9 protein-coding genes are annotated in these 15,424 nt (G+C 68.5%); 7 read left to right on the top strand and 2 right to left on the bottom strand.

The genetic code is table 11. The features are described 5' to 3' along the window. The 4 genes from BZL64_RS20555 to BZL64_RS20535 form a co-directional block, all read left to right on the top strand. A partial coding sequence (locus BZL64_RS20555) for a non-ribosomal peptide synthetase (RefSeq protein WP_143663243.1) occupies positions 1–4,849 on the top strand: 4,849 nt, incomplete at its 5' end. A 628-nt stretch (positions 4,850–5,477) separates the two neighbouring features. Further along, entirely contained in the window at positions 5,478–5,867 is a 390-nt protein-coding gene (locus tag BZL64_RS20545) for a GntR family transcriptional regulator (RefSeq protein WP_086770663.1), read from the top strand. Continuing rightward, positions 5,864–6,766, top strand: a complete 903-nt coding sequence (locus tag BZL64_RS20540) for an ABC transporter ATP-binding protein (RefSeq protein WP_086770662.1) — start codon at positions 5,864–5,866, stop codon at positions 6,764–6,766. Before BZL64_RS20545 ends, BZL64_RS20540 begins: the two co-directional genes overlap by 4 nt. Next, the gene (locus tag BZL64_RS20535) at positions 6,763–7,755 is read left to right on the top strand and encodes an ABC transporter permease subunit (RefSeq protein WP_086770661.1); all 993 of its coding nucleotides are present in this window, start codon (positions 6,763–6,765) and stop codon (positions 7,753–7,755) included. Before BZL64_RS20540 ends, BZL64_RS20535 begins: the two co-directional genes overlap by 4 nt. Before the next feature lie 206 nt (positions 7,756–7,961). Here the strand turns inward: BZL64_RS20535 and BZL64_RS20530 are convergent, their stop codons facing one another. Then, positions 7,962–9,974: an ABC transporter ATP-binding protein gene (locus BZL64_RS20530; protein ID WP_244205418.1), complete on the bottom strand. Its 2,013-nt coding sequence runs from the start codon at positions 9,972–9,974 to the stop codon at positions 7,962–7,964. A 60-nt stretch (positions 9,975–10,034) separates the two neighbouring features. Continuing rightward, positions 10,035–10,892: an alpha/beta fold hydrolase gene (locus BZL64_RS20525; RefSeq protein ID WP_086770660.1), complete on the bottom strand. Its 858-nt coding sequence runs from the start codon at positions 10,890–10,892 to the stop codon at positions 10,035–10,037. A gap of 483 nt (positions 10,893–11,375) precedes the next feature. On the opposite strand from BZL64_RS20525, the gene BZL64_RS20520 reads away from it, so the two are divergent. The 3 genes from BZL64_RS20520 to BZL64_RS20510 all read left to right on the top strand — a co-directional run bounded on the left by BZL64_RS20520 (position 11,376) and on the right by BZL64_RS20510 (position 15,414). Then, positions 11,376–12,959 (top strand): MBL fold metallo-hydrolase, encoded by a 1,584-nt coding sequence (locus BZL64_RS20520; RefSeq protein ID WP_086770659.1) that lies wholly within the window; start codon positions 11,376–11,378, stop codon positions 12,957–12,959. A gap of 158 nt (positions 12,960–13,117) precedes the next feature. Continuing rightward, positions 13,118–14,101 carry a VOC family protein gene (locus tag BZL64_RS20515; protein ID WP_086770658.1) on the top strand — a complete coding sequence of 328 codons (984 nt, stop codon included), beginning with the start codon at positions 13,118–13,120 and terminating at the stop codon, positions 14,099–14,101. A gap of 20 nt (positions 14,102–14,121) precedes the next feature. Further along, a complete protein-coding gene (locus BZL64_RS20510) occupies positions 14,122–15,414 on the top strand; it encodes an aminotransferase-like domain-containing protein (RefSeq protein ID WP_244205419.1) in 1,293 nt (430 codons plus the stop codon). Positions 15,415–15,424 lie beyond the last annotated feature (10 nt).

Here is a 15,424-nt window from a genome sequence, read left to right as displayed (position 1 = left end):
GACGGCGGCGCAGGTCGCGGGTGGTGTGGTGCCGGTGGGCACGCCGGTGGCGAACACCCGCTTCTATGTCCTGGACGGGTGGTTGCGCCCGGTGCCGCCGGGTGTGGTGGGTGAGTTGTATGTCGCGGGTGTGCAGCTGGCGCGGGGGTATGTGGGTCAGCCGGGGCTGACGGGTGAGCGGTTCGTGGCGTGTCCGTTCGGTGGTGCGGGTGAGCGGATGTACCGCACCGGTGACCGGGCCCGCTGGACGGCGGACGGGGAGTTGGTGTTTGCGGGGCGTGCGGATGACCAGGTGAAGATCCGTGGTTTCCGGATCGAGCCGGGCGAAGTCCAGACCGCACTGTCGGTTCATCCGCAGCTGGCGCAGGTGGCGGTGGTGGCCCGCGAGGACGCTCCGGGTGATGTCCGGCTGATCGCTTACGTGGTCGCTGACGATGAGGACACCGATCCTGCCGTGCTGGTGGCGTCGGTGCGTGGTTTTGCGGGGGAGCGGCTGGCGGACCATATGGTGCCGTCCGCGGTGGTGGTGCTGGAGGCGCTGCCGCTGACGGGCAGCGGCAAACTCGACCGCGGGGCCCTTCCGGCTCCTGATTATGCGGGTGTGTCGGTGGTGGGTGGCCGGGCGCCGGGGTCGGTGCAGGAGGAGATCCTGTGCCAGGCCTTCGCCCAGGTCCTGGGCGTGCCTGTGGTGGGAGTCGATGACGACTTCTTCGTGCTGGGTGGTCATTCGTTGCTGGCGGTGTCGTTGGTGGAGCGGTTGCGTGGGCGGGGGGTGTCGGTGTCGGTGCGGGCGTTGTTCCAGACGCCGACGCCGGCCGGTCTGGCCGCGGTCGCGGCTCCGGAACCGGTCGTGGTGCCGGCGAACGGGATCCCGGACGGCGCGGACCGTCTCTCCCCCGACATGCTCCCCCTGGTGGAGCTGTCGGTCGCGGAGGTCGAACGCATCGTCGCGCGGATACCGGGCGGCGCCGCGAACATCGCGGACATCTACCCCCTCGCCCCCCTCCAGGAAGGCATCCTCTTCCACCACCTGTTGCAGGCGGACGGCGGCGCGGACGTATATGCGGCGCCGCGGGTGATCGCGTTCGACTCGCGGGAGCGGCTGGACGCGTTCCTTGGGGCGTTGCAGCGGGTGGTGGACCGCCATGACATCTACCGCACAGCCTTCGTGTGGGAGGGCCTGAGCGAGCCGGTCCAAGTGGTCACCCGCCAGGCCGTCCTGCCGGTTGTTCCGGTGGAGCTGAGCTGTGTCGGCAAGGCCGCGGTGCAGGAGCTGATCACGGCGGCAGGCTCGGTCATGGACATCGGTAGTGCCCCGCTGATCGATGTGCACACGGCTGCGGAGCCGGCGAGTGAGGGCCGGTGGCTGGCCCTGCTGCGGATACACCACCTGGTCCAGGACCACACGACACAGGACGTGCTGCTGGAGGAGATGGGCGCGTTCATGGCAGGCCGGGAGGATTCACTTCCGGAGCCGTTGCCGTTCCGCAACTTCGTGGCGCAGGCGCGGCTGGGCGTGACCCGGGAGGAGCACCAGGACTACTTCGCCGGGCTGTTGGGTGATGTGGAGGAGACCACCGCCCCGTACGGACTGCTCGATGCGCACGGCGACGGCAGTGGTGTGCTGCGCTCGCATCTGCGCGTGGATGAGGAGATCAGCGCCCGGGTGCGGGAGGCCGCCCGCGGCCTGGGGGTGAGTCCGGCGTCGGTGTTCCATCTGGCGTGGGCCCGGGTCGTCGCCACCCTCAGCGGGCGTGACGACGTCGTGTTCGGCACGGTGTTGTTCGGGCGGATGAACGCCGGTGAGGGCGCCGACCGGGTACCGGGGCTGTTCCTCAACACACTGCCGGTCCGGGTCCGGGTCGGCAGCGTGGGGGTCGGTGAGGCACTGGAGGGCGTGCGCGACCAGCTGGCGGAACTGCTGGTGCACGAGCATGCCCCGCTGACGCTCGCACAGCAGGCCAGCGGCGTACCCGGCGGCAGTCCCCTGTTCACCTCACTCTTCAACTACCGCCACAGCCAGCGTCCGGCCGCGGAGCCCCGCCAGGAGGCGGACACCACGCCCAGGCGGATCCGGACGGTGTTCACACGGGAGGCCACGAACTATCCGGTGGCCGTCTCGGTGGACGATCTCGGTTCCGGATTCGGACTGACTGTGGATGCGGTGGGTTCGGTGGACGGGCAGGCGGTGTGCCGGCTGCTGCACACCTGCCTGGACAACCTCGTCACCGCGCTGGAAGACCACCCGGCCAGCTCGCTGTCGGCGGTCGACATCCTCGACGAGGCCCAGCACGACCAGCTCTTGGTGGAGTGGAACGACACCGCGGCGCCGGAGTCGGATGCGACGGTGCCCGGGTTGCTCGCGGCGCAGGTCGCGCGGACTCCGGACGCGGTGGCCGTGGTCTGCGAGGGGCAGTCGCTGACCTATCGGGAGCTGGATGCGCGGTCCAACCGGCTGGCGCGGCTGCTGGTGGCCGACGGGGTGGGCCCGGAGCGCGTCGTGGGGCTGGCGTTGCCGCGCTCCGTCGAGCTGGTGGTGGCGGTGTTGGCCGTGCTCAAGGCGGGGGCGGCGTATCTGCCGATCGATACGGGCTATCCGGCGGAACGCGTCGCCTTCATGGTGGGTGACGCGGCTCCGGTGTGCCTGATCACGACGGCCGGTCATGTTGCCGGATTGTCCGGTGGCGTGGCGTGTGTGGCGCTGGGGGAGCCTGAGGTCGAGGAGCGGCTCGCCGGGCTGTCGGGCGCGGAGCTGACGGACGCTGAGCGGCTTGGTCCGCTGGTGCCGGCACATCCGGCCTATGTGATCTATACGTCGGGGTCGACGGGGCGTCCTAAGGGCGTGGTCGTCAGCCAGCGGGGCGCGGTGGGCTATCTGGAGTGGTGTGCTGAGCGGTACACGGGTCTGCGTGGGGTGGCGGGCCTGCACTCCTCGGTGGCCTTCGACCTGACGGTGACGTCGCTGTTGGGGCCGCTGACGGTCGGTGGATGTGTGCGGGTGGTGGAACTGACGGAGAGCGAAGGGGTACGGGAGGCGCTGTCGGCAGAAGGCGGGTGCACGTTCCTGAAGGTGACTCCGAGCCACCTGGCGTTGCTGGGCGAGCTGGCCGCGGGAGCCGAGCTGTCGGGCGACCTGGTGGTGGGTGGTGAGGCGTTGTCGGTGGACGTGCTGGAGCGTTGGCGTCGGGCCAATCCGTCGGCGACGGTGGTGAACGAGTACGGGCCGACCGAGGCGACGGTCGGATGTGTCACCTGCACGGTGGGTCCCGGCGAGCCTGCCGCCGGTGCGGAGGACGGCGGGATGCCGATCGGCACTCCGGTGACCAACACGCGGGTGTACGTGCTGGATGAGTGGCTGCGTCCGCTGCCGGCGGGGGTCGCGGGTGAGCTGTATCTCGCGGGTGCGCAGTTGGCGCGCGGGTATCTGAACCGTCCGGGGCTGACGGGCGAGCGGTTCGTGGCCTCCCCGTTCGGTGGCGGAGGCGAGCGGATGTACCGCACGGGTGACCGGGCGCGGTGGTCGGTGGATGGCCGGCTGGAGTATCTGGGACGTACGGATGAGCAGGTGAAGATCCGTGGTTTCCGGATCGAGCCGGGCGAGGTGGAGGCGGTGCTGGTCGCGCATCCGCAGGTCGGACAAGCCGCAGTGATCGCACGGGAGGACGTCCCGGGCGACAAGCGCCTCACCGCCTACGTGGTCGGCGAGGCGCAGGGGCCCGAGCTGCGGGACTACGCAGCCGACCGGCTGCCCGCCCACCTGGTGCCGTCGGCTGTCGTGGTCCTGCCCGAGTTGCCGCTGACGGTGAACGGCAAGCTCGACCGCAAGGCGCTCCCCGCTCCGGACTACAAGGCGGGACTCGGTGGTGATCCGGCGTCAGGCCGTGGCCCCTCAGGCGTACTCGAAGCAGCGGTGTGCGAGGCGTTCGCCGAGGTCCTGGGCGTTCCCGAGGTCGGCGTGGACGACGACTTCTTCGCGCTCGGCGGGCACTCGCTGCTGGCGGTGTCGTTGGTGCAGCGGCTCCGGGACAGAGGCGTGACCGTGTCGCTGCGGACGCTGATCAGCAACCCGACGCCGACACGACTGATGCAGACGTTCGGTCTGTCGTCGGTGCAGGACGCCCTGGGCGACGTGCTGCCGATCCGGACCGGCGGCACCGGCCCGGCGTTCTTCTTCATCCACCCCGCGGGTGGCCTGAGCTGGTGCTACATGCCGTTCGCCCGCTACATCCCGCAGGAGCATCCGCTGTACGGACTCCAGGCGCGGGGAGTCGACGGCCCCGGGGCGCTTCCCGGCTCCGTCGCCGACATGGCGGCGGAGTATGTGGACCGCATCCGCAGTCTGCAGGCGTCCGGCCCTTACTACCTGGTGGGCTGGTCCTTCGGCGGTACGCCGGCACACGAGATCGCGGTCCGGCTCGAGGCCGAGGGGGAGCAGGTGTCGCTGATCCTCATGGACGCGTTCCCGGCGGTGCCGGGGACCGATACCGTGCCTTCCCGGCGTACGACGGCCGATGGCACGGCACGCCTGGCGGAGCGTATCCGGGCTGAACTCGGTGCGCTCATGGGCGGAGTCGACGAGGAGGAAATCGCCTCCCTTGCCCAGGTGTTCGACAACAATGCCACGCTGAGAATACGGCACAATTACGGCACATTCGGTGGGGAGACCCTGATTCTCGTCGCGGAAGAAGGAAAACGGGCGGACTTCTCCGCCGAGACCCTGTGGCAGCCCCACCTCACTCGGCAGGCATCCACCGTCCCGCTTCCCTGCGCGCACTCGGACATGGCACGGCCTGACATGCTGGCACGTGCCTGGGAAGCCATCGCGGAATGGCTGCACACTCGAATCTGATCGCTTACGGCGGGCCGGCTTTGCTGGTGTGCCAGGCCGAGCGGCGCGCAATCCGCTGCCGCCCGGCATGGACACGTCGTCTGTCTCGGACCGGACGGCACCAGCAAGCCGGCCCACGGCTCGGCACCAGCAAGCCGGCCCACGGCTGTGCCGAACTCGGCGTCGGCTACGGACACACCGAGGTCGAGGGCCTGAACGCCCCTGATCCAGAGCTCTCCACGCCGCACTCGCTGCCACGGTCCTCGCTGCCATCGGCTGACGCCGGTGCGGTGTGAACTCGGTGCGCGTGGCGGGCACGTTCGCCGCCGCGGTGATCCGCACCGCCCGTGCCCGCGGCGGAGCCAGCCGCTTCACTCTGCGCCTGCCTCAACTCCGGCCCTCGGGCGCCGACTTCGCCGGCCCGTGGGCAGAGGCCGGGGCGCCGTATGCGCACCTGACCAGGCGACAGCCCCTGTCCGCCCGCGACGCGAAGGTACTCGGAGGTGCCGCGCCGAACCGGCCGACCGGCACTCACCGCGGACCGCACACCGAGGCATCGCCCCGAACCCGCTTGAACGGATCAACCCACAAGGTTGTGTAAGCCTATTGTGCTAGGGTCCTAGTGAAGGAGGTGAGAGGAGGTATTGCCTTGATCGACTTTTATCTGGACGCTCGAAGTCGTGTCGCACCGTATGCCCAAATTGCCCAGCAAGTTCGCCAGGCACTACGCCTGGGCTTGCTCGACGTCGGTGATCAGTTGCCGACGGTCAAGGAAGTTGTGGCCATCGTTGCAGTCAATCCGAACACTGTCCTGAAGGCGTATCGGGAACTCGAACACGAGGGCCTGGTGTCACCTCAGCCGGGAGTGGGGACCTTTGTCGTCCGCACGCTCGCGGATGACTCCTTGACAGCACATGAGCCCCTGCGGAAAGAGCTGGAGCAGTGGCTGGCCAAGGCGAAGTGGGCGGGGCTCGACGAGGAAAGCATTCAAGCACTGTTCGCCACCACATTCCGGACTTCCATGAAGGAGGGGAAATGACGTTCGTCTTAGAAGCTGAAGGCCTCGGGAAGAGGTACGGCCGCCACGAAGCACTGGCGGATTGCAATCTGCAGATTCCAGAGGGCCGGGTCGTCGGCCTCGTCGGCCCGAACGGAGCCGGCAAGTCCACGTTCCTCGGGCTGGCCTGCGGACTGATCCAGCCGAGCGAGGGGACCATCAAGGTCCTCGGCCACCATCCGGCCGCCGGCACCGACCAGTTGGCCCGGGTCGGATTCGTCGCCCAGGACACACCGGTCTACGCGAACCTCACCGTGGCCGAGCACCTGCGGCTGGGCGCCGAGCTGAATCCGCGGTGGGACCAGAAGCTGGCAGAGCGGCAGGTTCGACAGCTCAACCTGAAACCCGACCACAAGGCCGGCAGGCTCTCCGGAGGCCAGCGGGCCCAGCTCGCCCTGACCATCGCTGCCGCCAAGCGACCCGAACTGCTGATCTTCGACGAGCCGGTCGCCGCACTGGACCCGCTGGCCCGACGCGGATTCCTGCAGAACCTCATGGAGTTCGTCGCCGAACTCGAGGCCAGCGTCATCCTCTCCTCGCACCTTCTCGGCGACCTCGAGCGGATCTGCGACCACGTGGTCGTCCTGGGTGACGGCCGCCTTCAGGTGGCGGGCGAGGCCGATGACCTCGTGGCCGAGCACTACCGACTGGTGGGAGCGCAGGGCGACTTCGAAGATCTGCCCCAGGACATCGAGATCATCCAGGCCGCGCACACGGACCGCCAGACCACGCTGATCGTGCGCTCGACCGGACCGATCCCCCACCACTTCACCGAGGCCACGCACCTGGACCTCGAAGACATCATCCTCGCCTACATGAGCCGGTCCGCGTACGCATCGGTGACCGGGACGGCGCAGCAGTTCTTGGAGGCCCGGCAGTGATCTGGCTCACCTGGAGACAATTCCGTGTGCAGGCCCTGACGGCCGCTGTCGCCCTGGTGGGCCTCGCGGGCTATCTGATCTACCTGGGCATGCAGATTCGTGACGCTTATGACAAGGACATCGTCGGCTGCAAGACCAGCGGCGACTGCGAAGGCGCCACGCAGCTGTTCCTGAGCGACTACGAACTGCAGGTCTTTCTGGCCAGTGTCCTGCTCATTTCCGTTCCCGCGCTCATCGGCCTCTTCTGGGGTGCGCCGCTCATCACTCGTGAACTCGAGGGCGGCACGCACCGGCTGGTCTGGAACCAGAGCGTCTCGCGGACTCGTTGGCTGGTCGTGAAGCTCTCGTTCATCGCGCTGGCCAGCGTGATCGTGGTGGGCGTGTTCAGCCTGCTGCTCACCTGGGCCGCGAGTCCGTACGACCTTGTCCAAGGTGAGCGGTTCGGCGCCATGGGGTTCATGTCGAGGAACATCACACCGCTCGCGTACGCCGTCTTCGCCTTCGTGCTCGCCGTGACCATGGGACTTCTGATCCGGCGTACGCTGCCGGCCATGGTGGTCGCGCTGGCTGTGGTCGCCGCGTTCCAGGTCATCACCTCGTTCGGGATCCGCCCGCATCTGCAGGAGCCGTCCACCGCGACGGTGGCCCTGGAAGCGGACACCGAGTTCAAGGCGATCCGGGACGAGAACAGCAAGATGCAGATCAAGGGATACAACATCTCCGGAGCATGGATGCTGGACAGCACCCATACGATGCTCGAGGCGGACAACAAGCCCTTCACCGTCGCTCAGTACGAGAAGGAATGCTTCAACGGCGACATGGACAAGGTCAAGGCCTGTCTGGCGACGAAGAACCTGCACCTCGACGTCGCATATCAGCCCGCAAACCGCTACTGGCGATTCCAGTGGATCGAGTTCGCGGGATACCTCGCACTCTCCGGGCTGCTGGTCGCCTTCTGCATCGCACGCATCCGTCGGCCGCTCTTCTGAGCCGACCAGACCCGCGGTACTCATGCGAGTGGCCCGCAGCCGAGCCGGCGTCAGTGTCGAACTGTCACCGGCAGGCCCGGGCCCTTCGCCATGTTCGGCCCCGTTCCCGAGCACCGGCCCGTCGCCCGTGCACCGGCACGATCACGGAAGCCGGGACACCTCCTTCAGGAGATGTCCCGGCTTCCGTGATCGAGAGGCGGAGTCGGTCACGCTCCAGCCGGTGACGCTTCCGCGTTCGCCGCAGAGGGCTCGGACGGCTCGGACGGCTCGGACGGCTCGGACGGCTCGGACGGCTCGGACGGCTCGGGCAACCGGTCCGTCGCCTGCTGGGAGAACTGCGTGTGGTAGAGATCGGCGTAGAGCCCCCCGGCCGCGAGCAGCTCCTCATGAGTGCCGCTCTCGCAGATCCGGCCGCTGTCGACGACCAGGATCTGGTCTGCCTCGCGGATGGTGGAGAGCCGGTGCGCGATCACCAGCGAGGTGCGGCCTGCGAGGGCGGTCCTGAGAGCCTGCTGGATCGCCGCTTCCGACTCCGAGTCCAGGTGCGCGGTGGCCTCGTCGAGCACGACGATCGGGGGAGCCTTGATCAGCAGCCTGGCCAGCGCGATCCGCTGCTTCTCGCCGCCGGAGAGCCGGTAACCGCGCTCACCCACGACGGTGTCGAGCCCTTCGGGCAGAGCGCTGACGGTGTCCCAGATCAGCGCGGCCTTGCACGCCTCGATCAGCTCCTCCTCGCCGGCCCCGGGGCGAGCGTACGACAGGTTGACGCGCAGGGTGTCGTGGAAGAGGTGCGACTCCTGGGTGACGACCCCGACGCTCTCGCCCAGCGACGCGAGGCTCAGATCGCGGACGTCGTGACCGCCGATGCGCACGGTGCCCGAGGTCGTGTCGTACATACGCGGCACCAGCTGGGTGATGGTGGTCTTGCCGGCACCCGACGGCCCGACCAGTGCCGTGAGCTTGCCGGCGGGGGCGTGGAAGCTCAGCTCGTGCAGCACGTCCGGCGCGTTCGCCCCAGACCGGTCGGCCTTGCTGCTCGTGTGCAGCTCCAGCGAGAGCAGTGACACCTCGTCAGCGCTGGGATATCGGAAGGAGACCGCCTCGAATGCGACGTCCGGGGCCGACGGGGCCGAGCCGTTGCCGCTCCCGGCCCCCGGCGGCAGGGCCTTGGCGCCGGGGCGCTCGGTGATCAGCGGCTTGAGATCGAGGATCTCGAAGACCCGGTCGAAACTCACCAGGGCGACCGTCGCGGTCGCCTGCATGGACGACAGCTCGTTGACGGGCCCGTACAGCCGCATCAGCAGCGCCACCATGGCCACCAGCGTGCCGAACTGGATGGCGCCGTCGATGGTGAGCGCGCCGCCCAGGCCGTAGACGAGGGCCGTGGTGAACGTGGTCAGCACGGTGACGATGATCGGCAGCAGCCGTCCCCAGACGGCCAGCCTGATCGCCAGCGTGCGGACCTTGCCGGCCTTGCTCGCGAACAGTTCCTTCTCGTCCTGCGGGCGGCCGTAGAGCTTGGCCAGCATCGCTCCGGAGACGTTGAAGCGCTCGGTCATCAGCGCGCTCATCTCGCCGTCCTGCTCCATCATCGACCGCGAGAGCCGCTGTATCCGGCGCGCGAGCACCCGCACGGGGATCAGGAACACCGGGATCATCACCAGGGCGGCCACCGTGATCTGCCAGGACAGGTAGAGCATGGCGGCCAGGACCAGGATCAGGGTCAGGATCGTGGAGACCGCCTGGGCGAGGATGCTGGTCACGGCCTGGCGGGCGCCGGCGATGTCCGAGTTGAGGCGGCTGATGAGCTTGCCGGTCTGGGTCCGGGTGAAGAAGGCGACCGGCTGCTGCTGGACATGGGCGAACACCTTGGTTCGCAGGTCGAAGACGACGCCTTCGCCGACCCGGCTCGAGCACCAGGTCTGGACGAAGACGGCCCCGGCGTTCACCAGGGCCAGTCCGGCCAGCCCGATGCTGAGCCACACGACGCGATCAAAGTCCTTGGGAATGATGCCCTGGTCGATGATCAGCTTGAGGATCAACGGGCTGCCGACCGCGATGCAGGCATCGATGACGGTCACCGTAAGCAGCAGTGCGATCTGCCAACGGTACGGCCGGGCGTACGGAAGAATCCGCCGCACCGTGCCCGGCCTGACCCGCTGACGTTCGGCCGACTCGTCGCCCGGCCGGATGCGTATCGGGGTTGGTCTTGTCAGCACGCTCACGGAAACTGTCTCGCTCTCTGGTTTTCTCGCGTTGAATGGAGAAAATGAATCGGATCAAGATCCGGCGACAGGTACCGGCGAGCCTGCCGTGCGCTGCCGCGGTGTCGTGCCCCGGTGCATGTCGAGGAACTCGATGAGGACCGAATTGACCGCGTCGGGGCGTTCCAGGTATCCGAGGTGGCCGCAGTCAGGAATTGTGGTGAGGCCGCAGTCGGGTATCGCCTCCGCGACTTCGGCGACCAGGCGAGGGGGACAGACGCGGTCGTCGGCGAAGGCGACGGCCTGGCACGGCACGGTGATACCGCGCAGTGCCGCACGTCGGTCGCCGAGCGCCGAGACGGCCGCCGACTGGCCGCCGACGCTGTTGTCGCCGGTGAGTTCGAACATGTCCAGCCATACGGAGGCCGTGGTCTCGTCGTCCATCGTCGCCGGCGAGAGCATCTCCAGCATGGTCCTGGTGGCCGTGTACTTGGGCGGCAGCCGGATCCCGCTCTCCCGCAGCTCCCGGTCGGCAGCCGCCTGGGCCCGACGGAAGACATCGGAGCGCCCCCGGGTGGCCATGAGCGTCGCGGAGCGCACGAGATGGGGCGAGGCGAGCGCCAGCTCCTGGGCGATCATCGAACCCATGGAGGACCCCACGACGTGGCACGGGCCGAAGTCCAGCGCCTCGATCAACCCCCGCGTGTCGGCGACCATTTCGGCGATGGAGTAGTCGCCCGCCGGTGCGTCCGACGGGGCCACGCCCCGATTGTCGAAGGTGACTGTTTCATATCCGGCCCGGTTCAGCGCAGGAGTCTGGTGCATGGTCCAGACGCGGCCGGAGGCGGACGAGCCCATGATCAAGAGGACGGGTTCACCGCTGCCTGAACGCTGGTACGAGAGCTGGATGTCGTTGGTCTTGACAAAAGGCATGGGGCGCTTTTCACTTCCTGCCGGAAACGCGGAGAGTACCCGCGCGCACGGCTGTCAGGGGACCATCCGATACGAGGCGTTGCGGATTCTCATGGTGGATGGCCCCCTCCTCGGCGTGCCCTTCGGTGAGCGCCACGTCAGGCCACGGAGAAATCCACGCGCCCGCGATGCATCATGGCGCGACAGCCCTGGTCAATGCCAGCATGAGTGGCCCGATGGCCGTCCTTTCCCGTTCAACTGCCGCCCCGGGCACAGTTGAACGGCGAGGCGGCGGCCACGGCACCGTGGAGTATCGTTCCATCGCCTGGAACCGGAACCATACTGCCGATGTGACCAGCCCTTGATGTCAGCCCGATATCGGTGCGAAAGCTTCACCCCTTTCCGATACATACACGGCCGACGCATGCGGTGCCGTCGGGAGTCGGGCGAGCATGTCTGACGGGCATGCAGTTTCTCTTACATTCCTCTGGAGGGGTCTCGAAAATGGCCGACGAGTCGTTGTTCCTGCGGTCGAAGGTTATTGTCGAGCCGCTGCTGGATAGATTCTTCGCCTGGCCGTACACCATGGCACCCGTGCAGTCCGCGATGAACCTCGCATTCCTACAGGTGCCGTTGCTCGAGTCGTATCTGCAGTCCCCGCAGGTGCACGTGGCTGCCAGCAACAATCCGGACCTGCGCGGCGGTTACTTCATCAACATCGCCGAGGAGCGCGCCGACGAGGTGCGCGACCTCCTGGCGGGCATCAAGCGTGACAGGGCCGCGATCCTCCGCTTCGCCGAGGCGATAGCCGAAGGGCAGGAACTGCTACGGGCCAACGCCACCGGCTTCGACCTCACCCCGCTGTACCCCAAGCTCCCCCCGGAGCTGGGCGGTCTGGTCGAGCTGGCCTACGACACCGACAACCAGGCGCAGATGCGCTTCATCGAGCCGCTCGTCTACACCAGCGACGTCTACCAGGAGTCGCGCCAGTCCGTGCAGCTGTCGTTCGAGACCGGGATCGAGCGCCCCTTCATTCTCAGCACGCCCCGGCTGACGACGCCGGACGTCCTCGAACTCGATCTGCCGTTCCGTCACCCCGGTCTGGAGGAGCTCTTCAAGGCCCGGGTGCACCCCACCGGCCTCGGCCGTCTGCGCGACGCGCTGGAGCTGAACGACGCCCAGGCGGAGCAGCTGCGCGGCATGCTCAGCGACCGGCCCAGTCTCGCCGAGGACCGGCACATCGACGCCGGCGGCCGTATCCGCTACTTCGGGCACGCCTGCCTGGTGCTGCAGACGCCGCAGGCCGCCATCGTGACCGACCCGTTCATCAGCGCGGACAGCACGGCCGGTGACCGCTACACCCTGGACGATCTCCCGGACTACATGGACCTGGTGCTGATCACCCATGGTCACCAGGACCACATCGTTCTCGAGACACTGCTGCAGCTCCGCGGCCGTATCGGGAAGATCGTCGTCCCCCGCTGCGCGCGCGGCAATCTCGCGGACCCGTCCATGGCCCTCATGCTCAGGCACCAGGGTTTCCCCGTGCTCGAGGTCGACGACTTCGACGAGATCGAGTTCCCCGGCGGCAAGGTCACCGCCACGCCGTTCCTCGGCGAGCACTGCGACCTGGACATCCGCGCCAAGTCGACGTACTGGGCGGAGGTGGCCGGCAAGAAGGTCTTCATCGGCGCCGACTCCTCCGGCATCGAACCCTCGCTCTACCGTTACATCAAGAAGCACCTGGGCACCGCGGACATGGCCTTCCTCGGCATGGAGTGCGACGGCGCGCCGCTGACCTGGCTCTACCAGGCACTGCTGACGATCCCCATCACCAAGAAGATGAGCAACTCGCGCAAGCTCTCCGGCTCCAACGCCGAGCAGGCCGCCGCGATCATGACGGAGCTGGGGGCCGGCGAGGCGTACGTGTACGCCATGGGCGAGGAACCGTGGCTGGGTCACGTCATGGCCACCACGTACACCGAGGACACGTACCAGATCAAGCAGATCGAGGAGTTCCTGAACTGGTGCAAGGAGCGTGGCATCCCGGCCGGTCACCTCTACCGCCAGCAGGAGTGGCGCTGGTAGTTCCCTTCCGGCGGACGAGCCGGGCACACCCCGCCCGAGGGCCCCGCTCCCGCCGGCATCCGGAAACCGCCGGCATCCGGAAACCGCCGGCATCCGGAAACCGCCGGCATCCGGAGACCATCGACATCCGTGACCGCACAGGTCAGGAGGAACTCTCAGTGGCTGTTCACGACATCGCTCATGTCGAGCTGTTCACCCGCGACAAGGTGTCGATGGTCGACCACTTCGTCTCGGCCATGGGCTTCACCGTGGCCGCGGAAGCCGTGGAGGTCGACCGGAGCTCCACCCTGCTGCGCCAGGGTGACGTGCGGCTGGTGGTCACCACCGGCCACGGGATCTGGGGTTTCCTCCACCAGCACGGCGACGGCATCGCGGACATCGCCCTCGCCTGCGACGACGTGACGGCGACCTACGAGGCGGCACGGTCGGCCGGCGCCGGACCGGCCCCCTCGCGCTACGGGGTCCCGCGGCTGAAGGCATTCGGCGACGTCTGTCACACCCTGCTGCCCCGGCGCCCCGCGGGCAGCACACCGCCGGGGCGCCGGTGGGTGGCGGCGGGCACGGCGCCCCCACCCCCGGTGGAGCGGATCCGTCTGCTGGACCACGTGGCGGTCTGCGCCGAGCCGCAGACGACCGCCCACCTGGCCGCCTTCTACCAGGACGCGTTCGGCTTCACCCGCCTCTCCGCACCGACGGAACCGCCCGTGCTGCGCAGCGCGTCCGAGCGCGTCACGCTCGCGCTGGCGGCACCGGCGGCGACGGCTACGCCGCAGGACCCGCTCGTCGGCTTCCTGGAGCGCAACGGCGGACCGGGGGTGCAGAGCCTCGCGTTCCGAAGCCCGGACATCGTCTCCGGCGTACGGGAGCTGAGAGCACGCGGCATGCAGTTCCTCCCCGCCCCGGACGCCCACGACGACCGGCTCGCCGGACACTTCCCCGACCTCGCCGGCCTGCGCGACGCGCAGGTGCTGGCGCAGGGCGCCCCAGGGGCGTACCTCTTGCAGGCGTTCGGCCGCTCGCCCCACGAGCGCGGCACCCTTTCCTACGACCTCGTCCAGCCCCACGGCTCCCCGGAGCTCGGCGCCGCCGCCCTCATGGCCCGGTACGCAGCGCTGGAACGCCACCACGTGGCCGTATCGTGACGGGCCCGGCCCGGCTCCGCATGGACGAGCTGCACGGCAGCCTCGGTGACCCGGTGCTGGACACCATGAACTTCCTCAACGGAATCACCCACCGCTATCCGCAGGCGATCTCCTTCGCACCCGGCCGCCCCTACGACGGCTTCTTCGACACGGACCAGATCACCCAGTACCTGAGCCGCTACCAGGAGCACCTGGAGAAGGGCGGAGCCACCCCGGGCGACGTCCGGTCGGCGCTCTTCCAGTACGGTCCGACCGCCGGCCTGATCCGCGAGGTGATCGCCGACTGGCTGAGCCTGGACGAGGACATCCACGTCGCCCCGGAGTCGATCGTGGTCACCGTCGGTGCCCAGGAGGCGATGCTGCTCACCGTACGGGCCCTGGTGGCCGGGAGACAGGACGTCATCCTGGTCTCCAGTCCCTGCTACATGGGCATCACCGGCGTCGGCCGGCTGCTCGACGCCGAGATGGCCGCGGTCCCGGAGCACCCCGACGGCTTCCGCTGCGCCGACCTGGAGGCCGCGATCCGCGCCGAACGGGCGCGCGGCCGACGCCCCCGAGCCTTCTACGTGATCCCCGACCACGCCAACCCGTCCGGCACCACCATTGCCCTGGAAACCCGCCGGGAGCTGCTCGAACTGGCCGCGCGCGAGGACATCCTGCTGCTGGAGGACAGCCCGTACCGGGTCGTCAGCCCCGGCCGGCAACTGCCCACGCTCAAGGCGCTCGACCGCCACTGCCGGGTCGTCCACCTGGGCTCGTTCTCCAAGACGCTCTTTCCCGGGGCCCGGGTCGGCTTCGTCGTCGCCGATCAGAGCGTCGTCGACGCGACCGGCCGCACCGGGCTGCTGGCCGACGAACTCACCAAGATCAAGAGCATGGTGACCGTGAACACCTCGGCGCTCTCCCAGGCCGTCGTGGCCGGCATGCTCCTCTCCGCCGACGGGCGTGCCTCGAAGCTCAACACCCGGACATCCGCCTACTACGGCAAGGCGCTGCGCGACGTACTCGACCAGCTCGACCAGGAGTTCTCCGAGGACGAGCGGACGGCGCTCGGCATCCGCTGGAACAAGCCCACCGGCGGGTTCTTCCTCTCGGTCCAGGTGCCGTTCAGCGCGGACAACACCGCGCTGAAACGCTCGGCGGAGGAGTTCGGCGTCATCTGGACGCCCCTGTCGTACTTCTACCCCGAGGGCGGCGGCGAGCACGGCCTCCGCCTCTCCGTCAGCTATCTGACCCGCGACGAGATCGGGCGGGGGATCGAACGGTTGGGGCGCTTCATCAGAGCCCAGTCCGCCATCTCACCAGAAGGGTGATCGACCTGTC

Source organism: Streptomyces bobili (assembly GCF_002154575.1).
GTDB classification, from domain to species: domain Bacteria; phylum Actinomycetota; class Actinomycetes; order Streptomycetales; family Streptomycetaceae; genus Streptomyces; species Streptomyces bobili.
The sequence above is the reverse complement of the archived record's forward strand: the minus strand, read 5'-3'. Positions and strand labels throughout refer to the sequence as shown.

Excerpts from the sequence above, each read along its gene's own strand:
- BZL64_RS20540 (WP_086770662.1), top strand. The coding sequence starts at position 5,864 with ATGACGTTCGTCTTAGAAGCTGAAGGCCTCGGGAAGAGGTACGGCCGC.
- BZL64_RS20525 (WP_086770660.1), bottom strand. The coding sequence starts at position 10,892 with ATGCCTTTTGTCAAGACCAACGACATCCAGCTCTCGTACCAGCGTTCA.
- BZL64_RS20520 (WP_086770659.1), top strand. The coding sequence starts at position 11,376 with ATGGCCGACGAGTCGTTGTTCCTGCGGTCGAAGGTTATTGTCGAGCCG.
- BZL64_RS20510 (WP_244205419.1), top strand. The coding sequence starts at position 14,122 with ATGGACGAGCTGCACGGCAGCCTCGGTGACCCGGTGCTGGACACCATG.